This is a genomic window from Microbacterium sp. KSW4-4, assembly GCF_023091185.1.
GTDB lineage: Bacteria > Actinomycetota > Actinomycetes > Actinomycetales > Microbacteriaceae > Microbacterium > Microbacterium paraoxydans.
The window spans coordinates 275034-298916 of record NZ_JAHWXJ010000002.1; the positions used below are offsets into that span (position 1 = coordinate 275034).

Sequence of the window (23883 nt, forward strand, 5' to 3'; positions counted from 1 at the left end):
GGACATCAGGGAGGACCACGCGTGAATCACACGGCAGCCGCGACGCACCTCGGAGACCGCATCCGCATCCCCCGCACGCGGGCGCGCATCGGCGTCGCCCGGCGCGACATCACCCCGCCCGTCGGCATCCGCGCCAAGAACTGGGGCCCGGCCGACTGGGAGCGCTCGGAGGGGGCGCACCGGCCGTTCGAGCTGACCGCGCTCGCCGTGGTGGCCGCGGACGAGCGGCCGCGGGTGCTGCTCGCCGTGGACGGCACGTGGTGGCGCCGGGTCGCCGATGAGCAGGGCGTGCGCGGGGCCATCCTCGACGGTCTGGGCCTCGATGCCGATCAGCTCATGCTCTCCCTCTCGCACACCCACGCGGGGGCCGTGCTCTGTGCCGCGGATGCGCATCTGCCGGGCGGGGAGCTCATCCCCGGGTACCTGGAGGCTCTCGCTGCCGCGGGCATCGCCGCCGGGCGTGAGGCGCTGGAGGCCGCGCGACCGGGGCTCATCGAGTGGACCACGGGCACCTGCACCCTCGCGGCGGAGCGTGAGCTCGACCTCGACGGCCGCGCGCTCGTCGGCTACAACCCGCAGGGCACCGCCGACGATACGGTGACCATCGGCCGGATCAGCGTCGACGGGGAGGTGCGGGCGACGCTGGTGAACTACGCCTGCCATCCGACGACCCTGGCCTGGCAGAACCGGGAGGTGTCGCCGGACTACGTCGGCGCGATGCGCGAGATCGTGGAGGCCGCCACCGGTGCACCGTGCCTGTTCGTGCAGGGGGCCTCGGGCGAGCTGGCCCCGCGGGAGCAGTACACCGGCGACGTCGCGGTGGCCGACCGGCACGGACGCTCACTCGGGCACGCGGTGCTCGCGGCGCTGGACGGCTTGCCCGTGCCCGGTGAGGAGCTGACGCTGGACGGTGTCGTGGAGTCGGGTGCTCCGCTCGCGATCTGGACCGGGACTCCGGCGGACGGCGGCGACGGGGCGGCGGGGGTCGTCTCGGCCGTCGAGCTGCCGCTGCGCGACCTGCCCACCCTGGACGAGCTCGCGGAGGAGTGGAAGGACATCGACCCCCGGTCGCGGGAGGAGCGCCTCGGACGGGCGCGAAACCTCCGCGACGGCTACATCGAGGGGCCGACCGTGTCGCATCCGGTGTGGGCCTGGCGGCTCGGTGACGCCGTGATCGTGGGGCACCCGGGCGAGGCCTACTCGCGGCTGCAGACGACGCTGCGGGAACGGTTCCCGGAGACGCCGATCGTGGTGATGAACCTCACGAACGGCCCGGGGTTCGTGTATCTCCCGACCCGCGAGGCCTACGACCGCGGTGCCTATCAGTCCTGGCAGACCCCCTTGGCTCCCGGTGCCCTGGAACTCCTGGAGTCCCACGCCGTATCGGCCGTGGCCGGGTTGCTGGGGTAGCCCCGCCTTCGAATCGCCCACTTTGCTCCATTTCCGGCCGAAATCGAACCAGTTGCGCGATTCGAACGGGATAGAGTTGCTATAGCAAATCCCCGAGGTAGAGGAGAGACATGACCGCGCGCCCCGTCGCCATCGTCACCGGAGGCTCGGCCGGCATCGGCTGGGAGATCGGACAGCGGCTCTCCGCAGATGGGTACCTCGTCGTCGCGACGGATCGCGTCCCCGGGCTCACCGCGGGCGAGAACCCCGCCGGGATCCTGTGGCGGGAGCTCGATGTCACCGACCATGCCGCCGTCGACCGGGTCTTCGGCGAGATCGAGGCGGAGCTCGGGCCCATCGAGGTGCTCGTGAACAACGCCGGGATCCAGCGTCATCGTGGGATCGAAGACCTCACGTGGGACGAGTGGTCCGCGGTCGTGGACGTGAACCTGCACGGGGTGTTCTCGGCGCTCCAAGCTGCCGGGAAGCGCATGCTCGACCGGGGTGAGGGCCGTATCGTCAACATCTCCTCCATCTCCTCGCGAGGCTCCGCGGGGCGGGCGCCGTATGCCACGACCAAGGCCGCCGTCATCGGACTCACTTCGACGGCCGGAGCCGAGTGGGCGGCGCGCGGTGTCCGTGTCAACGCTGTCGCCCCGGGCTACGTCGACACCGGGGTGTTCCGGCAGGGCGTCGAGCAGGGGACACTGAGCCTCGACACGATCCTGTCCCGCATCCCCGCGAAGCGCCTGGCCGACGCGAGTGAGATCGCCGCGGCCGTGAGCTTCCTCGTGTCCGACCAGTCGCGCTACATGAACGGGCAGACGCTGTACGTCGACGGCGGCTTCATGGTGGACTACGGCGTGCCCCTCGCGAAGAAGCCCGAATGACCGCCGTCGCCCGGATCGACACGGCCACCGCGGTCCTGCCCCTTCCGGCACCGCTGCAGCTCGGTGCGATGACGGTCACGCGGCGGGAGTACTCCGCGGTGCAGGTGACGGCGGACGACGGCACCACCGGGGTCGCCTACTGCCTGTCGCGCGAGGCCCCGATGGCGGAGATCGTCGACCGCCTGGTGGCCCCGCACGCGGTGGGGCTCGACGCCGACGACCCGGCGGCCGCGTGGGACCGGATGCTCCGCGGCAGCGCGATCGTCGGACGGGTGGGGCTCGTGCGGCGGGCGATCGGTCTCGTCGAAATCGCCCTGTGGGACATCGCGTCCCGTCGGGCCGGCGTGCCGCTGTGGACCCTGCTCGGCACCGGTGACGCCCGGCGGGAGGGGATGCTCGTCGCCGCGTATCCGTCTCCGCAGCGCCCGCCGCGGGAGGTCGCGGACGAGGTGCTCGCGCAGGCGGAGGGCTGGGCGCAGGTGAAGATCTCGCGCATTCCCGATCCGGCATACATGCGCGAACTGCTCGCGATCCTCGGCGCAGAGCTTCCCACCTCGACCGGACTCGTCGTGGATGTCGGTTTCGGCTGGCCCGACGCGGAGGCCGCCGTGACGGAGGTCGCGCAATGGGGCGATCCGCGCCTGGCTTGGCTGGAGGACCCGCTGCTCCCCGAGGACGCGGCCGGCGTGGCCCGGATCCGCCGGGAGACCGGACTGCCGGTGGCGGTGGGCGACGAGGTGACCGACCCCGCGGTGCTCCGGGCTCTCGTCGAGGTCGGCGAGGTCGACGCGCTGCGCCTCGACGTCGTCGCGATCGGCGGCATCACTCCCGCGCGCGAGCTCATCGCCTGGGCGACGGAGCGCGGTGTCCCCGTGTCCGGACACGTCTATCCCGAGGTCACGGCGCACCTCGGCATCCAGGTGGAGACCTTCGCCCGCGGGGTGAATCCCTACGACCCCGCACCCTCGTTCGTCACGGGCGGGCCGCGGTTCGCCGGCACCGTCACGCCCCCCACGGCTCCGGGGCTCGGCTTCGGCCTCGATCCCACCGTCTTCCGATTCGAGAGGGACTGACATGACACCTTCCCCGCGCAGCGTCGTGGTGACCGGCAGCGGCAAGGGCATCGGCCGCGCGGTGGCCGCGCGGCTCACCGCCGACGGCTGGATCGTTGTCGGGCTCGAACGCTCGCCCGGCTCCGGGACTGTGGAGGAGGGCATCGTCGCCGAGGTCGTGCTCGGCGACGCCGCCGATCGGAGCGCCCACGAGCGTGCCGCCGCCGCCGCGCGCGCCAGGGCTCCGCTGGCGGGCTGGGTCAACAACGCGGGCATCACGAAGCGCACGCCGCTGCACGAGCTCGACGAGACGGTCGTGCGGGAGATCGTCGACATCAACGGCTTCGGCTACCTCTGGGGGTGCTCGGCGGCCGTGTCCGCATTCCTCGATCAGGGCGTCGCCGGGGCGATCGTCAACATCGGGTCGATCCACGGGCGGTCGAGTTTCGTGGACCACGCGGCCTACGAGTTCACGAAGGGCGGCATCGACGCCCTGAGTCGCAGTGTCGCGGTGACATATGGCGGAGTGGGCATACGGGCGAACACCGTCGCGCCGGGCGGCGTGCGCACCCCGCATCTGGAGGCGCAGATCGCCCGGGCGGCCGACCCTGCGGCGGAGGAGCGCCTGCTCGCGGAGGGTCCGCCGATGGGACGCATCGCCCGTGCGGAGGAGGTCGCCGCGGTGACGGCGTTCCTGCTCTCCGACGAGGCCCCCTACCTCTCCGGGCAGTCCATCGCGGTCGACGGAGCCTGGACGGCGTCGTTCGGCGACATCACGCTCGACCCCGCGCTGCGGGAGCGCTTCGACGCGCCGCCCGCTCCCTGAGCCCCACCGCGCCGATGTCCCCGGTCCGTGCGACGATCCGCTCGTCGACGGGAGAACGGGATGCGCGGGGAAGCGACGGTTCTGCACGCCGATCTCGATGCGTTCTACGCCTCGGTCGAGCAGCGTGATGCGCCGGAGCTCCGCGGGCGTCCGGTGATCGTCGGCGGCGGGGTCGTGCTGGCCGCGAGCTACGAGGCCAAGGCGCGGGGCGTCCGCACCGCGATGGGCGGCCGGCAGGCGCGGGAGCTGTGCCCCGACGCCGTCGTGGTGCCGCCCCGGATGGAGGCCTATTCCGCGGCCAGCAAGGACGTCTTCCGCATCTTCCGCGACACCACCCCGCTCGTGGAAGGGCTCTCCATCGACGAGGCGTTCCTCGAGGTCGGCGGGCTACGGCGCATCGCCGGCACCCCCGAGGCCATCGCCGTCCGGTTGCGGGAGCGCGTGCGCGCCGAGGCGGGCCTGGCGATCTCGGTCGGCGTCGCCCGCACGAAGTTCCTCGCGAAGGTCGCGAGTGCGGTGAGCAAACCCGACGGACTCCTCGTCGTCGAGCCCGACCGGGAGGAGGAGTTCCTGCTGCCGCTCCCTGTCGAGCGGCTGTGGGGCGTCGGCGCGGTGACGGCGGAGAAGCTGCACCGTAACGGCATCCGCACGGTCGGACAGCTCGCGGAGCTCGAGGCGGCGACCGCGGAGCGCATGCTCGGAAAGGCCACCGGAGCGCACGTCCATGCTCTCGCCCGCCTGCGGGACCCCCGACCCGTGGACACGACCAGGCGCCGGGGATCGATCGGGTCGCAGCGGGCGCTCGGCGTCCGTCCGCGGTCGCCGGAGGAGCTCGACGTCATCCTCACCCAGATCGTCGACCGGCTCGCGCGGCGGCTCCGCGACGGCGACCGCGTGTGCCGCACGGTGGTGCTGCGCCTGCGCTTCGGCGACTTCACGAAGGCCACCCGTTCCCGGTCGCTCCGGGCGCCGACCGACCGCACCGCCGTGCTGCTCGCCGTCGCCCGCACGCTCCTCGCCGCGGCGCACCCCGAGATCAGCGGCCGCGGCATCACCCTGCTCGGCCTCTCGCTCACCCAGCTCGACGCGGCGGACAGCGTCCCGCCCGAGCTGCCGATCGACTGGGGCGACGAGTCCCGTCTGGACACCGTGCTCGACACGCTCCGCGACCGCTACGGCTCCGCCTCGGTCTCCCGCGCCGCTCAGCTCGGCCGCGACCCCGGTTGGTCGTCCCCGGTGCTGCCGGAGCACCACTGACCCCTTTCGAATCGCCTGAATGGTCCCATTCCGGCCGGAAATACAGCCAATCGGGCGATTCGAAGCGGATCAGGCCTTGAGCATCGACGCCCGCGAGATCACGCCGTCGACCACGTCGAAGGTCGCGATGGTCTCCGTGGCGACGCCGGCGTTGATGACCCGCTCCTGCGCGACGACCCAGCGGGAGCCGAACAGGACGCTCGTGTCGATCACGCAGGAGAGCTCCGGGTTCTGCAGCCGCGGCTCGTAGAAGGCACGGATCGCAGCCGACCCGACGAGGGGCTCCGGCGCGACCCCGGTGACCACGGCGTCGTCGGCATAGGTCGCGACGAAGGCGTCGAGGTCGTGGGCGTTGAAGGCGTCGAGCTGCGCCTGCACGGTGTCGAGGGCAGAACGGTCCTGGGCGGTGCGGTCAGTCAATGCGAACTCCTCCGTTGACGTCGTAGGTGGCTCCGGTGATGAAGCGGGCCCGCTCCGAGGCGAGCGACGCGATGATCCAGGCGACGTCCTCCGGCTGACCGAACGCGCCGAGGGGGATGCCCGACTCGAGCTTCGCGCGGCCCTCGCCCTGGAGCTGATCCGTGATCGCGCTGGCGACCGGGCCGGGCGTGACGGCGTTGACGCGGATGCCCTCGGCGGCGAGGTGCCGGGCGAAGCTGCGGGTGATCGCGAGGATCGCCCCCTTGCTGGCCGCGTAGTGGATGCCCGTCTGCAGCGCGCCGACCTGCCCGGCGATCGAGGCGATGTTGATGACGGAGCGGTCGCCGTCGGCGGCCCGGAGCAGGGGGAGCGCCGCGCGGGTGAGCAGGAAGGTGCCGCGGGCGTTCGTCTCCAGGACGAAGTCCCACTCCTCGATGTCGATCTCGGGGTACGGGGTGTAGGGGCAGACGCCGCCGTTGTTGATGAGGACGTGCAGGTCGTCCCACGCCGCCGTGATCTCGGCGATGAGCGCCGCGATGGAGTCGGGATCGCGGAGGTCGAGGCGCGACACGTGGACGTCCGGGGAGCCCACCGCGCGGCACTCCTCCGCCACGCGTGCGGCTTCGGCCTCCCGTCCGGCGTAGGTGATCCAGAGGGCGACGCCCTCGCGGGCGAGTTCGAGGGCGGCGGCGGTTCCGATGCCGGAACTGGCGCCCGTGACGAGTGCGCGGCGAACAGTCATGCCTAAACGCTATAGCAAGAACGCGCTCTCGGGACAGCGCTGTACGAGAAGTTGCTAGATGCTATAGCATCGCATCCATGACCGCGCCGCTCATCCTCGTCACCGACTGCGACCTCCCGGGAACCGTCATCGAAGACACCCTCCGCGCCGCCGGCCTCCGTGCCGAGCGGGCCGCCTCCGGGAGCCCGGACGACATCGCCGCCGCCGGCGCCGACGCCGAGGCGCTGGTCGTGCAGTGGGCGCGCATCGACGGCGCCCTCATGGACCGGCTGCCGAACCTCCGTTTCATCAGCCGAGTCGGCATCGGCTACGACATGATCGACGTCGAGGCCGCCGCGGCCCGCGGCATCGCCGTCGCGAACACGCCGAGCTACTGCATCGAAGAGGTCGCCGCGCACACCGTCGCGATGATCATGACCCAGGCCCGCGGCCTCTCCGCCTACGACCGCGCCGTGCGGGAGGGCGTCTGGAAGGCGGTCGACGCCCGCCCGCTCGCCGTGCGGCCGTCCTCCACCACCGTGTCGGTGCTCGGCTTCGGGCGCATCGGATCGATCGTCGCCCGCGGGTGCCGGGCGCTCGGCTTCCGCGTGCTGGTGGCCGACCCGTACGCCTCCGACGACGCCGTGCGCGACGCGGGCTGTGAGCCCGTGGACATCCCGTCGGCGATCGCCCGCGCCGACATCCTCACCCTGCACGTGCCGCTGACGGACGAGACCCGCCATCTGATCGACGCCGCGGCCCTGGCGACGATGAAGCGGGACGCCGTGATCGTGAACACCTGTCGGGGTCCGCTCATCGACGAGGACGCCCTGGCCGCGGCGCTCCGCGACGGCCGGCTCGCCGGTGCCGCTCTCGACGTCTTCGCGGAGGAGCCGCTCCCCGCGGCGTCCCCGCTGCGCGCGCTCGACACCGTGCTGCTCACGCCGCACGCCGCCTGGTACTCCCCGGAGGCCCTGGAGGATCTTCCCGTGCACGCCGCCGAGAACGTGATCCGCTCGCTCGCCGGCGAGGCCGTGCCCATCGTCAACCCGGCCTTCGCCGCCGCGCGCTGAGAGGACTCCCATGGAACTGCTGCGACTCGGCGCGATCGGCCACGAGCGTCCATACGTCCGCGATGACGAGGGCGTGGTGCGCGGTCTCAGCTCCCTGACCCGCGACATCGACGGCGCCTTCCTCGCCGCGGACGGCATCGTCCGCGTGCGGGCGGCGCTCGCGGACGGCTCCCTGCCGCAGGTGGAGACCACGGGACTGCGCGTCGGCGCCCCCGTGGCGCGGCCGACCGCGGTGATCTGCATCGGCCAGAACTACGCGGCGCACGCGGCGGAGTCCGGCGCCGAGCCGCCCGCACACCCGGTGGTGTTCTTCAAGCACCCGAACACGGTCGTGGGTCCGGACGATGTCGTGCTCCTGCCGCCGGGCGCGGAGAAGGTCGACTGGGAGGTCGAGCTCGCGGTCGTCATCGGCCGCACAGCGCGGTACCTGCCCTCCGTCGAGGCCGCGCGCGACGTGATCGCCGGCTACACCATCTCGAACGACGTGTCCGAGCGCGCGTATCAACTCGAGGTCTCCGGCGGACAGTGGTCGAAGGGGAAGTGCTCCGAGACGTTCAACCCCCTCGGCCCGGCACTGGTCCCCGCGGACGAGGTCGATCCTCAGGCGCTGCGCCTCCGATCCTTCGTGAACGGCGAGCCGCGGCAGGACTCCTCCACCGCCGACATGATCTTCCCCGTGCTGCAGCTGGTGCACGAGCTCAGCCATTACCTCGTGCTCGAACCCGGCGATGTCATCAACACCGGCACCCCGCAGGGTGTCGCGCTGTCCGGACGCTTCCCCTACCTGCAGGACGGCGACGAGATGACCATCGAGATCGAACGGCTCGGCCGCCAGCACCAGCGCACGGAGCGGGTCCGTCTCGGGTGAGGCCTGTGCCCGGGGCACGGTTCCTTTCGCTGAGTGCAACCGTGTCCCGGGTAGAGCCCTCACCCACCGCTGGCGCCTGCGCGGGCTCAGGCATCCGCGCGGGCTCAGGCGGCTGGAGGGAGAGGTGCCTGCTTTCGCGCGACAGCCTGTTGCCGCAAGCCCCCGGCGGCTCAGGCCTCCGCGCGGGCTCAGGCATCCACGCGGGCTCAGCCGGCTGGAGGGGAAAGGTGCCTGATGCCCCGCGAGCGCCTGAACCCGCGCGGGGGTCAGCCGGCGAAGGGGAGGACCGGGAGGCCGTGCACCCCGGGACGCACCGCCAACACCGAGCCCGCGGCGGTGCCGTGATCGGACGGCAGGCCCTGCGCGGAGGTCGTGATGAAGAGCGTGCCGAGGTCGTCGCCGCCGAAGGTGCAGGCACTGACCTGAGGCACCGGCAGCACGATGTCCTCGCGCACGGCCCCGGACGGCTCGAACCCGCGCACGCGGCCCCCGCCCCACAGCGCGACCCAGACGCTGCCGTCCGCGGCGACCGTGAGGCCGTCGGGCACGCCGTCGTCTTCGGAGATGTGGGCGAACACCCGGCGTCCGCGGAGGTCGCCCTCGGTCACGTCGAACACGTCGATCCGGCCGGTGTCGGTGTCCACGTAGTAGACGCGGCGGCCGTCCGGGGAGTAGCTGACACCGTTGGACGAGGTCACGCGGGGGAGCACCGTGGTCACGTCGAGGGCGGCGTCGATGCGGAGCACGGTCCCGGCACCCGCGGTGGAGTCCGTGGACATCGATCCGGCCAGGAGTCGTCCTCGCGGGTCGCAGCAGCCGTCGTTCATGCGTACCGCGTCGTCGTCGAGCAGCGTCGCGACGGGACGGGCCTCCGCATCGGGACCGTCGGCGAGGTACAGGGTGCGTGCCCCGACCGCCACGAAGCCCCCGGCCGTCCGCGGCCGGAAGAACGCGAGGTACTCGTCGTCGATGTGCTGGCGGACGATCTCGTCGCCGCGGAGGGTGAGCAGATCGCCCGCGTCTCCGTCGACCCAGCGCAGGCCGCCCCACCCGGGCCACCAGACCGGGGCCTCGGCGTGGACGGCGACCGGTCCGGTCACGTTCTCGGGGGTCATGCGCCCTCCGCCGTCCGCCGCGGGTCGGTCACGGGGAGCGGCTCCGGAACGGGGTCGGCATGATCCGCCGCTGCGGCCGGCGCGGACGGAAGCTCCTTCGCGACCTGCTTCTCGAGCACGGTCACGGCCTCGTCGGAGAGCAGGATGAGGCCGTCGAGCTCCTCGCGCACCCGCTTGTAGGCGATGTTCCGCTCGGACTGCGTCGCCGACTCGTCCACGGCGACCTTGAGGAGCTGCTGCGCGCGGTCGAGGCGCTTGCGCTCGGCCTCGGTGAACGTCGAGTCGCGCAGGCGCCGGGCGTCCTTCTCCGCGATCTCGAACGCGACCGCGTAGTCGCCGACGGCCTGCAGGTACTCCGCGATCTGCTGCTCCGTGAGCTTCGCGTCGGCGGAGGCCGGACGCAGCGCGTCCGCGGTCTTCTTCGCGCGGAGGAAGGCGGCCGTCAGCGGCTGGCGGCCGTCGCTCATGGCGGGGAACGCGATGAGCTTGGCGACGTCGAGCTCGTAGTCCAGCCAGCGCGCGGTGATCTCGTCGTGCTCGGCGAAGAGGCGGGCGAGCAGGTCGTCGGGCGCCACCGACGCCGTCGTGTCGACGACAGTGGGACCGCCGTGCTTCGCCTGCCGGGCGGCCGCGCGCGCCTCGATCTCGGCGGTCTTGACCTGCGCCTTCATGCGCAGGGCCTCCAGCCGGCGCTCGTGCCGACGCTTGGAGCCGCGCTCCCAGGCCTTGGCGACTCCGCCGGCCATGCCCATGATCGGGAAGACGAGCCACCAGTAGTCACCCGCGAAGTTCCAGAAGCCCCGGATGAACTCGTCCATGATGGGTTCAGCCTACTGCGCGACGGCGGGTCGCCGGGGGCCCGCACGAGAGGGAGGGCGGCCGCATGAAGAGCGTCGGCATCGTCGGGATCGAGAACAGCCACGCCACGGAGATCGTCCGCTTCCTGAACGTCGAGGCCCCGGACGTGCCCGTGCGGATCACGGCCCTCGTGGCAGGGGAGCCGGAGCGCACGCGGGAACTGGCCGCGCTCGGCGGCATCGAACGTGTCGTCGACGAGGCGGGCGCGCTCCTCGGCACGGTGGATGCGCTCATCGTGACCGCCCGCGACGGTGCCGATCATCGCGCCCTCGCCGTCCCCTTCCTGGAAGCCGGGGTGCCGGTCTGGGTCGACAAGCCGCTCGCGGCGACCGTCGCCGATGCTGACGCGATCCTCGCCGCCGCGCAGCGTGGCCGGGTGCCCGTCACCTCGTCGTCCACGCTCCGTTGGCTCGCGGACACCGCGGAGCTCGTGGCGGAGGCCGCCCGCATCGGGGAGGTCCAGGCGGTCACCGTCATGGGGCCGGCCGATCCGGACAGCCCGTACAGCGGCATCTTCTTCTACGGCATCCACCTCGCCGATCTCGCCCAGGTTCTGCGGCCCGGCATCGCGGAGGACGTCGAGGTGCAGTCCCTGCCCGCGGGTGTCGTCGCCCGCTACCGGGTCGGCGGGGTGCCGGTGGCGCTGGAGTTCGTGCGGCCGGACGGGGATAGTCAGGTGCCGTTCCGGGCGACCGTCGTCGGCCGCCGGGGCATCGCGAGCCGGGAGATCCCGATCGGCCCCGGCTACGTGCAGCCCGGCGTCCGTGCCTTCGCCGGGATGCTGGAGACCGGCGAGCCGCCGGTTCCCGCGTCCGAGATGCGCGCTCCGATCGCCGTACTCGAACAGGTCGCCGAGGCCCTCGCCTCCCGCTGACCCGGGCACAGTTTCGGAGATCGGATCCGCCGCGCGGTCGACAGGCCCTGTGCGGCGGCGTGTCGCCTGCCGTCTCCGAAGTCGGGCCCAGGATTCGGAATCAGGCCTTCGTGAGGTCCTGCGCGAGCATGAGGATGATCCCGCTGGGGCCGCGGAGGTAGGTGAGCCGGTAGATGTCCCGGTAGTTCGCGACGCCGCGCAAGGGGTGGAATCCGTGTCGGGCGGCGATGGCGAGGGAGGCGTCGATGTCGTCGACGGAGAAGGCGATCCGGTGCATGCCGATCTCGTTCGGCCTCGTCGGCTGCGTCTCGATCGCCTCGGGATGGATGTACTCGAACAGCTCGATCTGCCCGTGCCCGTCCGGGGTCTGCAGCACGGCGATCCGCGCATGGTTCCCGTCGAGCCCGACCGCGGTGGACGCCCACTCGCCGCTGACCTCGTCCCGTCCGACCACGGAGAGGCCCAGGTCGGTGAAGAACGCGATGGTGGCGTCGAGGTCGCGCACGGCGATCCCGATGTTCTCGAAGGCGATGGCCATGCTCGCGATGCTACTCCGGCGTCAACGACCGAGCTTCCCGGCGCAGGCCACGCAGTATTCCGCGAACGGCCGCACCTCCAGGCGCTCCGGCGGGATGGGCCGCCCGCAGTGCGCGCAGATGCCGTAGGTTCCGGCGTCCATCCGCATCAGCGCCTCGTCCACCTGGCGGAGCTCCGCCTGCGCCGCCTCGGCGAGCCCCGACAGTCGGGACCACTCCGACGAGAGCGTCACCCCCTCCGGGTCGTGCTCGTCATCGTCGTTCGAGCCCTCGCGGTCGTGCATGAGCTCCGCGAGCGTAGTCGCCGTCGCCGTGACGCGGGCTTCGGCCTCGGCGCGGCGCTCTTGCAACAGCGCTCGCAGATCCATCCGCCCACTCTAGGCCCGCCCTGCGACACTCGCGTCGTCGCCGGACCAGGCATCCGCGCGAGATCAGGCGACACCGGCTGCAGGCGCCTGAACTCCCGCGCCCGCCTGTCCTCTCCGGACAGCCTGCCCCCGCGACCGCTCGCGCAGGATCAGGCGCCCGCGCGGGTTCAGGCGACACCGGTGACAGGCGCCTGAACCGGCGTGACTGCCTGTCCTCCCGGACTGCCTGAACCCGCGAACGCGGTTCAGCCGCGACGGGTGCGCGGCGCCTCCACGGTGGGCACGGAGTCGGTGTGCACGCTGGGGTGGTCCCGCTCCAGCGCCGCGCCCTCCATGTCGACGTTCGGGATGATGCGGTCGAGCCACTTCGGCAGCCACCAGGCCGAGCGTCCGAGCAGGTGCATGAGCGCGGGCATCAGCAGCATCCGCACCACGAACGCGTCGAGCAGCACGCCGAACGCGAGGCCGAACCCGATGGACCGGATGATGGTCGACTCCGAGAACACGAACCCGCCGAACACCGACACCATGATGAGCGCGGCGGCGATGACCACCGAGCGCCCGGCCCGGAAGCCCTGGGCCACGGCATCGCGCGCGGAGGCGCCGTGCACGTAGGCCTCCCGCATCCCCGACGCGAGGAAGAGCTGGTAGTCCATCGCGAGTCCGAACAGGATGCCGACGAGGATCACCGGCAGGAAGCTCAGGATCGGACCGGTGCTGTGCAATCCGATGAGGTCGGCGCCCCACCCCCACTGGAACACCGCGACGATGAGCCCGTAGGTCGCGAACAGCGACAGCACGAACCCTCCCGTGGCGATGAGCGGCACGAGCAGCGAGCGGAACACGACGATCATGATGAGCAGCGACAGGCCCACGACGACCACGAGGTACAGCGGGAGCACGCTCGCCAGCGCCTCGGAGATGTCGATGTTGGTGGCGGCCTGACCGGCGACTCCGAGGGCGATCCCGCCGTCGATCTCCGGGAGGCCCCGCAGATCCTGCACGAGCTTCTCGGTGGAGGCGCTGTTCGGGCCTTCGGCGGGCAGCACCTGGAAGGCGAGGAGCGTGTTGTCGTCCGACGTGGCGATGGGGGCCACCGCGACCACGTCGTCCTGCTCGGCGATCTTCTCGGCCACGGTCACCTGCGTGGCCAGCAGGTCGTCGTCGCTCACGGCGTCGTCGAGGGTGGCGGTGACCAGGAGCGGGCCGTTCGCGCCCTCGCCGAACTGCTCGTCGACGGTCTGGAACGCGCGGTAGCTGGTGGAGTCGGCGGGTTCGCTCGACCCGTCGGGGAGGCCGAGGCGCATCGACATGGCGGGGATCGCGATCACGAGCAGCGCGACGACGCTGACGAGGGCGGTGACGACCGCGCGGAGCGTCGACATCCGGCGCACGGGCTTCCCGGCCGCGTGCTCCTGGCCGATGGTCGCCCGCGCCTTGCGACCGAGCAGGCGGGTGCCGACGAGGCCGAGGATCGCCGGGGCGAGGGTCACGGCCACGAGCACGGCGACCGCGACGCAGACGGCGCCCACCGTGCCCATGAGGCCGAGGAACGGCACGCCCGTCACGTTGAGGGCGAGGAGCGCGACGATGACGGTGGTCCCCGCGAACACCACCGCGGTCCCGGAGGTGCCGGTGGCCAGACCGATGGACTCGCGCACGGGCGACCCGGCCAGCAGCTGCTTGCGGTGACGGTTCACGATGAAGAGGGAGTAGTCGATGCCGACCGCGAGCCCCAGCATCACGCCGAGGACGGGAGTGACCGAGGCCATGTCGACGACGCCGGAGAACGCCAGGGACGCCGTGACGCCCACCCCGACGCCGACCACGGCGGTGACGATGGGCAGGGCCGCACCGATCAGCGAACCCAGCATCACGATGAGCACGACGGCGGCGAACGCGAGACCGATGGCCTCGCCGACGCCGAAGATCTCCGGCACGCCCTGGGCGATGTCGGTGCCGAAGTCGACCGTCACACCGTCGATCTCCTCGTCCTGGAAGTGGGCGATGGTGCTCTGCTTGGTCTCCTCGGCGAGTTCCAGGCGCGGGTCGACGAAGGAGACGTTGACGATGGCCGTGGAGCCGTCCTCCGAGACGACGCCGATGCCGTCCGCGAGGTCGAGGAGGGTTGTACCGAGCTCCAGCTGCTCCGCGTTGTCGGCGAGCTCGTCGCGGTTCGCGTCGATGGTGGCCTGCTGGGCCTCGAGCTGCGCGAGCTGGGCGTTCAGCTCTGCGAGCTGCGCGTCGAGCGCGGCGGTCTGCTCGGGCGGCGCGCCGGCGGCCTCGGCCTGAGCCCGCGCGCCTTCGAGCTGGGTGATCCCGGCGTCGAGCTGTGCCCGGCCATCGTCGAGCTGAGCCTGGCCGGCGTCGAGCTGGGCCTGCCCGTTCTCGAGCTGGGTCCGGCCGTCGGTCAGCTCCTTCGCCTGCTCATCCTGCTGCCGCTGGGCGTCGAACGGGTCGACGACGGAGGCGACGCCGTCGAGGTCTTCCGCGCTCGCGGCGAGGTCGGAGATCGCCTGCTTCTGCTCGTCGGTGAAGGGCTCGCCGTCGTCCGTCCGATAGACGACCGTCCCGGTGCCGCCGGCGGTGTCCGGCAGCTTGTCGGCGAGCTGATCGGTGACCTCGCCGGAGGCGGTGCCCGGGATGTCGAAGCTGTTGCTCAGCGTGCCGCCGAAGGTGAGGAAGGCGCCGACGCCGAGCCCGAGGATGACCACCCAGGAGACGATCACCGTCCACGCCCTGCGCGCAGCGAAAGAACCCAGACGGAACAGCAGTGAAGCCACGTGATCTCCTTCAGACGAAAAGAGCATACGGCACGTCTCGTCTAGAGATCTGTGGCTATCCTGAACGCATGGTGAACGAGCATCGCAGCGGCCCTGTGCGCAGCACCGCGGCCCGCGAGGCGATCCTCGACGCGACGGCCCGGCTCTTCCACAATCAGGGGTACGACCGGCTCACGATCGAGGGCATCGCCAAGGAGGCCAAGGTCGGCAAGCAGACCATCTACCGCTGGTGGCCGTCGCGCGGCGCCCTCATCGGGGAGTGCCTGGCCGAGGGACGCCTCATCCCCGTGGACTTCGTCGTGCCCGACACCGGAGACCTCTCCGCCGACGTGGAGACCTGGCTGCGGAGCGTGCTCTCCATTCTCGAGAAGCCGCAGGGCGGCGTGCTGCTGCGGTCGCTCGTGGCCGCGGCCACGGAGGATGCGTCGGTCGGCGCTCACCTCGGGGAGAGCCTCGGGGTGGAGAAGTACCTGTCGGAGCGTCTCCGCGGCGGCATCCGCGACGGTCAGCTGCCGGAGGACGCCCCGGTCGAGCAGCTCGGTCGCGCGATCCTCGGGGCCATCATCGTGGAGTCCCTCGGCCGCGATGCCCACGATCCGGGTTCCGTCGTCGCCCTGACCCGCTACCTCTTCGCGCGCTGAGGTCGCGGGTCCGCACGAGGTCGCACGGATTCCTGGAATCCCTGCGACCCGGGTGCGAATCTGCGACGCAGGCCCGGGTCAGCCGAGGAGCAGGGTGAGGACGGTCGCGCCGCCGCCGCCGAGGATCAGCGCCACGATGACCGTCCACGCGATGATGCGGATGCGCCGGTTGCGCTTCTCGCCGAGGTCGCCGTAGTCCTCGCTGAGGCCGTCGCCGCTCATGCGCTGACCGGTTCCGTGACGGTCGGACCGAAGTACGACGGCAGCGTGGCCTGCGAGCGCTCGCGGAGCTCGGCGGCCGAGACGGTGAAGACGTCCTGCACCTCGAGCTGCGGCTCGCTGTCCGTGACGCCGATGCGGGCAACCGGGTAGCCGCGGCCCTCGCAGAGTCCGCGGAACTTCACGTCGTCCTCGCGGGGGACGGTCACGATGACGCGGCCGGTCGACTCGGAGAACAGGGCGGTCGCGGCGTCCACGCCGTCGCGCTCGATGATCTCGTTGAGCCAGACCCGGGCGCCGACGCCGAAGCGCATGACGCCCTCGGCCAGGGCCTGCGCGAGACCACCTTCGGAGAGGTCGTGCGCCGAGGAGATGAGCCACTCGTCCCGGGCGGCGGCGAGCAGTCCGGCGAGGCGCTTCTCGCCCGCGAGGTCGACCTTCGGCGGGCGGCCGCCGAGGTGCTGGTGCACGACCTCGGCCCATGCGGAGCCGGAGAGCTCGGTCGAGGTGGTGCCGAGCAGGTAGATGTTCTGCCCCTCGTCCTGCCATCCGGACGGGATGCGGCGGGAGACGTCGTCGATGATGCCGAGCACGCCGACGAGCGGGGTCGGGTGGATCGGCACATCGCCGGTCTGGTTGTAGAACGAGACGTTGCCGCCGGTGACCGGAGTGCCCAGTTCGTAGCAGCCGTCTGCGAGGCCGTCGACGGTCTGCCCGAACTGCCACATGACCTCGGGGTTCTCGGGAGAACCGAAGTTGAGGCAGTCGGTGATCGCGGTCGGCACGGCACCGGTCACGGCGACGTTGCGGTACGCCTCGGCGAGGGCGAGCTGCGCGCCGGCGTACGGGTCGAGCTGGCAGTAGCGGCCGTTGGCGTCGGTCGCGACGGAGAAGCCGAGGCCGGACTCCTCGTCCACGCGGATCATGCCGGCGTCGTCGGGGAAGCTCAGGGCCGTGTTGCCGAGCACGTAGTAGTCGTACTGGTTCGTGATCCAGCTCGTGTCGGCGAGGTTCGGGGAGGCGACGAGGGCGAGGAACTGCTCGCGCAGCGTCTCGGCATCGTTCGCGCGAGGCAGGTTCTCGGCGGCGTCCGCCTGCAGGGCGTCGATCCACGTCGGGTAGGCGACCGGCCGGTCGTAAACGGGACCGTCGACCGCGACGGTCGAGGGGTCGACGTCGACGATGCGCTCGCCCTGCCAGTCGATGATGAGGCGTCCGTCGCCGGTGACCTCGCCGAGCACGGAGGTCTCGACCTCCCACTTGTTCACGACGGCCAGGAAGGCGTCGAGCTTCTCAGGGGCGACGATCGCCATCATGCGCTCCTGCGACTCCGACATGAGGATCTCTTCGGCCGTCAGCGTGGGGTCGCGCAGCAGCACGTTGTCGAGCGAGACGTGCATGCCGCTGTTGCCGTTGGCCGCGAGCTCGCTGGTCGCGCAGGAGATGCCGGCGGCACCGAGGTCCTGGATGGCCTCGACGAGCTCGCCGCGGTAGAGCTCCAGACAGCACTCGATGAGCACCTTCTCGGCGAACGGGTCGCCCACCTGCACCGCGGGGCGCTTGGTGGGGCCGCCGTCGGCGAACGTGTCGGAGGCCAGGATGCTCGCGCCGCCGATGCCGTCGCCGCCCGTGCGGGCGCCGAACAGCACGACCTTGTTGCCGACGCCGGTGGCGTTCGCGAGCTTGAGGTCTTCGTGGCGCAGCACGCCCACCGCGAGCGCGTTCACGAGCGGGTTGGCCTGGTAGACGCTGTCGAAGACCGTCTCGCCGCCGATGTTCGGAAGACCGAGGCAGTTGCCGTAGAAGCTGATGCCGCTGGTCACGCCGTGCACGACGCGGGCGGTGTCCGGGTGGTCGATCGCACCGAAGCGCAGCGCATCCATGACGGCGACGGGGCGGGCGCCCATCGAGATGATGTCGCGGACGATGCCGCCGACGCCGGTGGCCGCACCCTGGAACGGCTCGATGAACGACGGGTGGTTGTGCGACTCGGCCTTGAAGGTGACGGCCCAGCCCTCGCCGACGTCGACGACGCCCGCGTTCTGGCCCATGCCGACCATCAGGCGTTCCTTCATCTCGTCGGAGACCTTCTGGCCGAAGCGGCGCAGGTAGTTCTTGCTCGACTTGTAGGAGCAGTGCTCCGACCACATCACCGAGTACATCGCCAGCTCGCCCGAGGTGGGGCGGCGGCCGAGGATCTCCTTGATGCGCGCGTACTCGTCGTCCTTGAGCCCGAGGGCGCCGTACGGCTGCTCCTTCTCGGGCGTCGCGATCGCGTTCTCGACGGAGTCGGGGACGTGCTGGGGGGAAGGTGCAGGGGCGGTGGTCACGCGCACTCCAAAGGAAGGGGCCGGCGGGGCGTGTTCAGTCTACCGGCGCGGTCGGGGCCGTTCTCTCGTGCGTGCCGTCGGACGGCGTCAGGACGGGAAGGCGGCGGCGTCATGGCAGCTCGGCGATGGTCAGGCCCTGCGCGCGTGCGGCGGCGGCCAGCTCGCGGTCGAAGGTGAGGAGCGCAGTGACCACGTCGCCGAGTTCGAGCGCGGCGGCGAGGTGGAGAGCGTCCAGAGTGCGGAGCCCTGAGCCTGCCCGGATGGCCGCGGTCAGCGTCTCGTCGTCGAGGGAGACGAGCGCGACGCGGTCGAGGAGGTCGACGACGGCTTCGCGGTCGAGGGAACGGCGGTCGGCGATCGCGTGCAGCTCCACGGCGAGGAGGCGCGAGGAGACGAACTCGCTGCCGTCCGCGAAGGCGCGGACGACCGCTTCCGACCCCTCTTCCTCGATGAGTGCCTTCGCGGCTGCTGAAGTGTCGAGGTAGATCACGACCGGTCGGCCCGAAGCTCGTCGAGGATCTCCGTCACGGATAGCGAGTCCGGCACGGGGGCGCGGCGGAGCGGACCGCTCGCGCGGGGCAGCGTCACCCGCCCGTTGGCGATCATGCGCGTCCATGCCGTCTCGGCGGGCGGCGACAGCTCGGCGATCGGGCGCCCGCGGTCTGTCACGGTCAGGTGTTCGCCGGCGGTGACGCGCGCCAACACCCGCGCGGTCTGCTGATTCAGCTCGGTTTTCGACACGGTGCCCATCTCCTCAGGGTAGATCCAAAGTAGTAGAACTACTAGTTCTCCGATTCGTGGGTCCAGTGAACCATCGCTCGGCGACATTGCGAGGCCGCACGGACGGATCTCCCCGAAGGCTCTGGATAACTCTCCTGAAGGGCGGCGTCAGGAGGAGGAGTGCGCTGCCGCGAACCGCTGCGCCACCATCCCCGCCGCTTCGCGCAGGGCCTCGGGCCGGACCACCGTGAACGGCGCGTCGAACCGGGCCACCGCGGCGAGCACACCCGTCCATGACCAGGAGCCGACCGTGACCCGGCACGAGTCCTCCGACAGCGGCACCGCAGCGCCGTCTCCGACCCACGGCGCCACCTCCCTCGCGGGCAGGGCGATGTCCACCACCCCCGTGCACGGCCAGCGGTCCTCGGTCGTCGAGCCCTTGGCGCGGGCGGCGAGGAAGGTCTGCGCGTCCGCGGCGGGAAGAGGCCGCGGCGCGAAGGAGGGGCCGGTCGGCGTCCGCGGCCGCAGTCGATCGAGGCGATACGTGCGCCAGTCGGCCGCGTCCTGGTCCCAGGCCAGCAGGTACCAGCGGCCCTCGCGCGCCACGACGGCATGGGGCTCGGTGCGCCGTGGCGGGCGGTCCCGCTCGGAGCCGTAGTCGAAGCGGAGCACCTTCCGCTCACGCACCGCCGCGCTCGCCGCCTCCAGCACGGCCGGGTCGGCGCGGACCTCTGCCGGCGCTCCGTCGAAGCGGATCCCGTCGATGCGGTGGCGCAGGCGCGAGGGCATGACCTGACGGACGGTCGCGAGAGCGCGCTGAGCGGCCTCGGTGACCTCGATCCCGGTCGCGCTCGCACTCTGCAGGGCGACGGCGATCGTCACGGCCTGCTCGTCGTCGAACAGGAGCGGCGGCATATCCGACCCCGCTTCGAGGCGATAGCCGCCGTACGGGCCCTTGCTCGATCCGATGCGGTAGCCGAGCGTGCGCAGCCGATCGACGTCGCGGCGCACCGTGCGCGGTGTGACGCCGAGGCGGTCGGCGAGCTCCCCGCCCGGCCAGTCCCGTGTCGCCTGCAGCAGGGACAGCAGCGCGAGCATCCGCGACGAGCTTCCGGTCATGGCTCCATTCTGTGCGAGGAAGCGGACAGAAACAGACCTCTACTGCTGTGACGGTGGGCTCACACGGTCCGATCGGCGGGCCGGGACACGGAGGACACCATGACTCTCACGACCACCACCCACCTCAACTTCCGCGGCACGGCCCGTCAGGCCCTCGACTTCTACCGGTCGGTCTTCGGCGGCGAGGTGACCGCGGCGACCTACGGACAGTTCGGGATGCCGGAGGGGGTCCCCGGGTTCGACAAGCTCGTGTTCGGTCAGCTCGACGGGCCCGTGCGGCTGATGGCGTACGACATCCCGGGCGCGGACGACACGGCCGCGACTGCCGGCACCACCCGTCGTGAGAACGGGATGACGATCACGGACCGCTCCTTCTTCCAGTCGCTGCGAGCGGACTCCCTGGAGGAGCTGCAGCCCGTGTGGGACGCCCTCGCCGAGGGTGCGACCGTGATCGAGCCTCTCGCCGCCTCCGCGTGGTCCGCCGGTTTCGGCATGCTCACCGACCGCTTCGGCGTGACCTGGGTCCTCGACGTCGCCTGACCGCGTCGGACGCTCGACCCGGCCCCGTGCGGTCGACCCGGCCCCTTGCGCCCGTCCGCAACGGGCCGGGATGCACGTAACGGGGTGGGTCACCGCCCGTGGGCGACATGACATGTCAAGGGCCTCTTCGTCGTCGGTCGCCTGACGTAGAAAGGAGGAGACGAAAGGCAGGGCATGGCCGCAGGAGACATCGAGACGTTCTCGCGCAACGGCATCTGGTTCAACCGGATCCAGGGCGAGTCGCACACGCTGGGCAGCAGCTTCGAGTCGATGGAGGAGGCGGTGAAGGTCGGCCGTGGCGCGGCGACAGCGCGTCAGGTGCAGCATTTCGTGCGCACCGAGGAGGGGCCGTCCGACGACGTGGCCCCGAATGAGGCCCACCCGCGCGACCTCATGTGGTGAGTCGCGGATGATCCTGCAGGCCTGCGTGAACGGTGCCAGGGACGTTGCGGAGCATCCGTGGCTGAGCGCCGACGAGACGGTGGTGGCCCAGGACGCCGCGGCGGCCGTGGATGCTGGTGCCGCAGAGATCCACGTGCATGCGAAGGACGCCGCCGGCCGCGACTCCCTGGCGCCCGAGGATGTGCGGCGGTGGCTCGGAGCCGTCCGTGCCGCGGCGCCGGGAGTGCTCGTGGGAGTGACGACCGGCGCCTGGGCCGAACCGGACGTGTCGAGGCGCCTCGAGGCGATCGAGGGCTGGACGGAACTCCCCGACTATGCCTCCGTGAACTGGCACGAGGCCGGGGCGGACGAGGTGGCGGCGGCGCTGCATCGACGGGGGATCGGTGTGGAAGCGGGTATCTGGGACGCGGCAGGGCTCGAGGCCTGGCGGGTCTCCCCGGTCCGTGGGGCCTGCCTGCGCGTGCTGGTCGAGCTTGCCGCGGAGGCCGCCGACGTCGTCCGTCCGCACGCCGAAGGACTCATCGCCCACGTGGCGCGCGAGGAGCCCGACCTGCCGATCCTGCTGCACGGTGAGGAGCTGTCGGCCTGGCCCGCCCTCGACCTCGCCGGGGAGCTCGACCTCGACACGCGGATCGGCCTGGAGGACACGCTCCTCCTGCCGGACGGCGCCGACGCCCCGAGCAACGCCGCCCTCGTCCGCGCCGCCCGCGCCCGCCTCCCCCGCGCCTAGCTCCGCCGCACCGTGGCACCCGTGCGGGTGCAGAAACGTCCCTCTCTCCGCGGATTCCGGTCCCTTTTCGCACTCTACGGCGCAGACCCGCTTGTGCGAGTACAGAACCGTGCCTCACCGCGCAGACTCCCGCCCGTTTTCGCATTCCCCAGCGCCGGCCGCACACGCCCTGCCGCGGATGCGAAACCGCTCCTCCCGTGGCGCGCTTCGGTCCGTTCTCGCACTCCGCGCCGCGGGGGCTGATCCCGGCCCTTGAACGCGAGTGCAGAACCGCACCTCCCGTCGCCGGTTCCGGGGCGTTCTCGCACTCGACTTCGGAAGGGGGCGGTCCGAACCGTGTCAGGGTTTTCCCGACGAGTACGAGCGCCCCTACGCTGGAGCGATGTTCGCCGGTGCCTCCGTCTACTTCCTGCTCGTCTACGTGGTCGTCCCGCTCCTCGCGCTGCTGCTCCTGTGGCTGATCATCTACTCGGCGGTCCGGGCGGCACTGACTGCGCACCGCCGCGCCCTCGCCGCGGAGCGCACCACCGCGCCGGACACCCCCTGATCCTGCGCTTCCAGCACTCGTGCCCGCATGCCTCGCCCCTGACGTCGGGTGCAGGTGCAGAACCGCTCCTCCCGCCACCCGGCTCCGGCACGTTTCTGCGCTTCCCTGCACGGGTGCCCGTCCGGGACACCGGTGCGGGTGCAGAAACGTCCCTGGTCTTGCCAGTACCGGAACGTTTCCGCGCTCCCCAGCGGGTGCGCCACTCCGCCTCTGTGCGAGTGCAGAAACGTCCCTGGCCTCGCCCGCTCCGGAACGTCTTCGCACTCGCCAACGTCATGCGCGCCGCGCGGGACCCGGTGCGGGTGCAGAAACGTCCATAGTTCCGCCTGTCACGGAACGTTTTCGCACTCCGCACCCGCAGGAGGCCGCACGAAGACCCGCGGACTCACCCCGCACTCCACCCGCCCCAGTCGGGACGGTCCACGATGCAGAAGCGGTTCCCCTCGGGGTCTTCCATGATGATGTAGTCGGCGTCGTCAGGGCGGCCGTCCCAGTGCACCTCCCGTGCTCCGAGCCCGGCGAGGCGCTGCACCTCGGCAGCCTGGTCCTCCGCGTAGATGTCGAGGTGGATGCGCGGCGGCAGCACACGCTCCGAGTGGTGCGCGTCGAGCGCGATGCAGGGCGCGTCTGCGTCGCGGGGTTTGAGTATGGCCCAGTCGTCCTCCGCGGGGTCCCGTTCGACGTAGTCGAGGGCGGCCTTCCAGAAGGCGGTCTGGGCCGGGAGGTCGTCCACGCGGATCACGATCGACACGATCTTCAACATGCGGCGAGGGTACGGCGAGGGAGGGTGTCCGCGGAGGGGCTTGCGCCGCCGCGGGGGATCAGCTTCCGGACCGGCCGAAGTCGCTCGTGAGCCACTCCTCGACCGACGCGAACGGGAACGCCCTCGCCGCGAACACTCCCGGCACCGTCCGCACCTCCCGCATCCGATCGAGCCGGAACAGCCGCCAGTCGTCGCGGTCGATGTCGAAGCCGACCACGTACCACCGCCCTCCGCGGAGGACGTGGCGATGCGGCGCGATCACCCGTTCCGAAGCGTGATCGTGCTGGTCGGTGTAGCTGAATGCGATGCGCGCCCCCTGGGCGACTGCGTCCGCGAGCGTCCCGACCGCAGCCCACGCCGCGGGCGCCGGCTCTGCGCGGAGGATCTGCGTGGACAGCGCCGTCGCCGCGGCCCGTCGTCGGAGGCCCGGCGGGAGGACCTGCTCGATCTTCCCGCGGGCGACGGCGGCGGCCGGGTCTTCCGGGCTCCACGCTTCGAGGACGAGCAGCCCGGTGATGATCGCGGTGACGTCGTCGGCGTCCAGGAGCAGCGGCGGGATGCGCGTCCCCGGTCGCAGGCGATAGACGGCGCCGGGACCGGGGCGGGAATGGACGTCGTAGCCGAGGTCGCGCAGGCGCTGCACATCGCGGCGGACCGTCCGCGGGCTCACCGTGAGGCGGGCGGCGAGGTCGGGCACGCTCCACTCGCCGCCGGTCTGCAGCAGAGACAGCAGATGGAGGGTGCGGTGCGAGGGGGCGTCCACGGCTCCATCATCGCGCGAGATGCGGCCGGAATCAGGCCGTATCCGTTCGTAGCGTGGATCGACAACGACCGAGAGGACC

27 protein-coding genes are annotated in these 23883 nt (G+C 71.6%); 13 read left to right on the forward strand and 14 right to left on the reverse strand.

Features of this window, described 5'->3' with window-relative positions:
• Positions 1-21: 21 nt before the first annotated feature.
• The 5 genes from KZC57_RS10925 to dinB all read left to right on the forward strand — a co-directional run bounded on the left by KZC57_RS10925 (position 22) and on the right by dinB (position 5414).
• Positions 22-1410: a hypothetical protein gene (locus KZC57_RS10925; protein WP_247641739.1), complete on the forward strand. Its 1389-nt coding sequence runs from the start codon at positions 22-24 to the stop codon at positions 1408-1410.
• A gap of 110 nt (positions 1411-1520) precedes the next feature.
• The gene (locus tag KZC57_RS10930) at positions 1521-2279 is read left to right on the forward strand and encodes an SDR family NAD(P)-dependent oxidoreductase (protein WP_060921272.1); all 759 of its coding nucleotides are present in this window, start codon (positions 1521-1523) and stop codon (positions 2277-2279) included.
• Positions 2276-3352: an enolase C-terminal domain-like protein gene (locus KZC57_RS10935; RefSeq protein ID WP_247641740.1), complete on the forward strand. Its 1077-nt coding sequence runs from the start codon at positions 2276-2278 to the stop codon at positions 3350-3352. The genes KZC57_RS10930 and KZC57_RS10935 overlap by 4 nt, the downstream gene beginning before the upstream one ends.
• A gap of 1 nt (position 3353) precedes the next feature.
• Positions 3354-4157: an SDR family NAD(P)-dependent oxidoreductase gene (locus KZC57_RS10940; protein ID WP_247641741.1), complete on the forward strand. Its 804-nt coding sequence runs from the start codon at positions 3354-3356 to the stop codon at positions 4155-4157.
• A gap of 60 nt (positions 4158-4217) precedes the next feature.
• Positions 4218-5414: a DNA polymerase IV gene (dinB, locus tag KZC57_RS10945; RefSeq protein ID WP_247641742.1), complete on the forward strand. Its 1197-nt coding sequence runs from the start codon at positions 4218-4220 to the stop codon at positions 5412-5414.
• Between the two features lie 69 nt (positions 5415-5483).
• On the opposite strand, the gene KZC57_RS10950 is transcribed toward dinB, so the two are convergent.
• Both KZC57_RS10950 and KZC57_RS10955 read right to left on the reverse strand, forming a co-directional pair.
• Positions 5484-5834 (reverse strand): nuclear transport factor 2 family protein, encoded by a 351-nt coding sequence (locus KZC57_RS10950; protein WP_062633303.1) that lies wholly within the window; start codon positions 5832-5834, stop codon positions 5484-5486.
• Positions 5827-6576: an SDR family NAD(P)-dependent oxidoreductase gene (locus tag KZC57_RS10955; protein ID WP_144881537.1), complete on the reverse strand. Its 750-nt coding sequence runs from the start codon at positions 6574-6576 to the stop codon at positions 5827-5829. Before KZC57_RS10955 ends, KZC57_RS10950 begins: the two co-directional genes overlap by 8 nt.
• Before the next feature lie 77 nt (positions 6577-6653).
• Here KZC57_RS10955 and KZC57_RS10960 point away from each other — a divergent pair, with 77 nt between their 5' ends.
• On the forward strand, positions 6654-7628 hold the full coding sequence (locus tag KZC57_RS10960) for a C-terminal binding protein (RefSeq protein ID WP_247641743.1): 975 nt from the start codon (positions 6654-6656) through the stop codon (positions 7626-7628).
• Between the two features lie 10 nt (positions 7629-7638).
• Positions 7639-8496 (forward strand): fumarylacetoacetate hydrolase family protein, encoded by an 858-nt coding sequence (locus tag KZC57_RS10965; protein WP_247641744.1) that lies wholly within the window; start codon positions 7639-7641, stop codon positions 8494-8496.
• A gap of 266 nt (positions 8497-8762) precedes the next feature.
• On the opposite strand, the gene KZC57_RS10970 is transcribed toward KZC57_RS10965, so the two are convergent.
• Positions 8763-9611, reverse strand: a complete 849-nt coding sequence (locus KZC57_RS10970; RefSeq protein WP_247641745.1) for an SMP-30/gluconolactonase/LRE family protein — start codon at positions 9609-9611, stop codon at positions 8763-8765.
• Positions 9608-10429 (reverse strand): hypothetical protein, encoded by an 822-nt coding sequence (locus KZC57_RS10975; RefSeq protein WP_105949050.1) that lies wholly within the window; start codon positions 10427-10429, stop codon positions 9608-9610. The genes KZC57_RS10970 and KZC57_RS10975 overlap by 4 nt, the downstream gene beginning before the upstream one ends.
• Before the next feature lie 65 nt (positions 10430-10494).
• Here KZC57_RS10975 and KZC57_RS10980 point away from each other — a divergent pair, with 65 nt between their 5' ends.
• A complete protein-coding gene (locus KZC57_RS10980; RefSeq protein WP_247641746.1) occupies positions 10495-11343 on the forward strand; it encodes a Gfo/Idh/MocA family oxidoreductase in 849 nt (282 codons plus the stop codon).
• A 100-nt stretch (positions 11344-11443) separates the two neighbouring features.
• Here the strand turns inward: KZC57_RS10980 and KZC57_RS10985 are convergent, their stop codons facing one another.
• From KZC57_RS10985 to KZC57_RS10995, 3 genes are all read right to left on the reverse strand, one after another.
• On the reverse strand, positions 11444-11881 hold the full coding sequence (locus KZC57_RS10985) for a VOC family protein (protein ID WP_247641747.1): 438 nt from the start codon (positions 11879-11881) through the stop codon (positions 11444-11446).
• Positions 11882-11902: 21 nt separating this feature from the next.
• On the reverse strand, positions 11903-12247 hold the full coding sequence (locus KZC57_RS10990; protein ID WP_060921284.1) for a TraR/DksA C4-type zinc finger protein: 345 nt from the start codon (positions 12245-12247) through the stop codon (positions 11903-11905).
• 245 nt (positions 12248-12492) lie between these two features.
• Positions 12493-15030: an MMPL family transporter gene (locus tag KZC57_RS10995; RefSeq protein ID WP_247641748.1), complete on the reverse strand. Its 2538-nt coding sequence runs from the start codon at positions 15028-15030 to the stop codon at positions 12493-12495.
• A 68-nt stretch (positions 15031-15098) separates the two neighbouring features.
• Between KZC57_RS10995 and KZC57_RS11000 the strand changes: the two genes are divergently transcribed.
• Complete coding sequence (locus tag KZC57_RS11000; protein ID WP_247641749.1) at positions 15099-15671, forward strand: TetR/AcrR family transcriptional regulator; 573 nt, start codon at positions 15099-15101, stop codon at positions 15669-15671.
• A 78-nt stretch (positions 15672-15749) separates the two neighbouring features.
• Here the strand turns inward: KZC57_RS11000 and KZC57_RS11005 are convergent, their stop codons facing one another.
• The 5 genes from KZC57_RS11005 to KZC57_RS11025 form a co-directional block, all read right to left on the reverse strand.
• Positions 15750-15893 (reverse strand): hypothetical protein, encoded by a 144-nt coding sequence (locus KZC57_RS11005; protein ID WP_017202962.1) that lies wholly within the window; start codon positions 15891-15893, stop codon positions 15750-15752.
• Positions 15890-18220 carry a phosphoribosylformylglycinamidine synthase subunit PurL gene (gene purL / locus KZC57_RS11010; protein ID WP_136051028.1) on the reverse strand — a complete coding sequence of 777 codons (2331 nt, stop codon included), beginning with the start codon at positions 18218-18220 and terminating at the stop codon, positions 15890-15892. The genes KZC57_RS11005 and purL overlap by 4 nt, the downstream gene beginning before the upstream one ends.
• Before the next feature lie 109 nt (positions 18221-18329).
• Positions 18330-18710 (reverse strand): PIN domain-containing protein, encoded by a 381-nt coding sequence (locus KZC57_RS11015; RefSeq protein WP_247641750.1) that lies wholly within the window; start codon positions 18708-18710, stop codon positions 18330-18332.
• Positions 18707-18970 carry a type II toxin-antitoxin system Phd/YefM family antitoxin gene (locus tag KZC57_RS11020; RefSeq protein WP_060921288.1) on the reverse strand — a complete coding sequence of 88 codons (264 nt, stop codon included), beginning with the start codon at positions 18968-18970 and terminating at the stop codon, positions 18707-18709. The genes KZC57_RS11015 and KZC57_RS11020 overlap by 4 nt, the downstream gene beginning before the upstream one ends.
• A gap of 138 nt (positions 18971-19108) precedes the next feature.
• Positions 19109-20059: a YafY family protein gene (locus KZC57_RS11025; protein WP_247641751.1), complete on the reverse strand. Its 951-nt coding sequence runs from the start codon at positions 20057-20059 to the stop codon at positions 19109-19111.
• Positions 20060-20158: 99 nt separating this feature from the next.
• Here KZC57_RS11025 and KZC57_RS11030 point away from each other — a divergent pair, with 99 nt between their 5' ends.
• The 4 genes from KZC57_RS11030 (at position 20159) to KZC57_RS11045 (ending at position 22278) form a co-directional block, all read left to right on the forward strand.
• The gene (locus KZC57_RS11030) at positions 20159-20599 is read left to right on the forward strand and encodes a VOC family protein (protein ID WP_247641752.1); all 441 of its coding nucleotides are present in this window, start codon (positions 20159-20161) and stop codon (positions 20597-20599) included.
• Between the two features lie 174 nt (positions 20600-20773).
• Entirely contained in the window at positions 20774-21001 is a 228-nt protein-coding gene (locus KZC57_RS11035; protein WP_025104100.1) for a hypothetical protein, read from the forward strand.
• 7 nt (positions 21002-21008) lie between these two features.
• Positions 21009-21731: a 3-keto-5-aminohexanoate cleavage protein gene (locus tag KZC57_RS11040; RefSeq protein ID WP_247641753.1), complete on the forward strand. Its 723-nt coding sequence runs from the start codon at positions 21009-21011 to the stop codon at positions 21729-21731.
• A gap of 382 nt (positions 21732-22113) precedes the next feature.
• The gene (locus KZC57_RS11045; protein WP_158698493.1) at positions 22114-22278 is read left to right on the forward strand and encodes a hypothetical protein; all 165 of its coding nucleotides are present in this window, start codon (positions 22114-22116) and stop codon (positions 22276-22278) included.
• A gap of 385 nt (positions 22279-22663) precedes the next feature.
• Here the strand turns inward: KZC57_RS11045 and KZC57_RS11050 are convergent, their stop codons facing one another.
• Positions 22664-23041 (reverse strand): VOC family protein, encoded by a 378-nt coding sequence (locus KZC57_RS11050; RefSeq protein ID WP_247641754.1) that lies wholly within the window; start codon positions 23039-23041, stop codon positions 22664-22666.
• Positions 23042-23099: 58 nt separating this feature from the next.
• Positions 23100-23804 carry a YafY family protein gene (locus KZC57_RS11055; protein ID WP_247641755.1) on the reverse strand — a complete coding sequence of 235 codons (705 nt, stop codon included), beginning with the start codon at positions 23802-23804 and terminating at the stop codon, positions 23100-23102.
• Positions 23805-23883 lie beyond the last annotated feature (79 nt).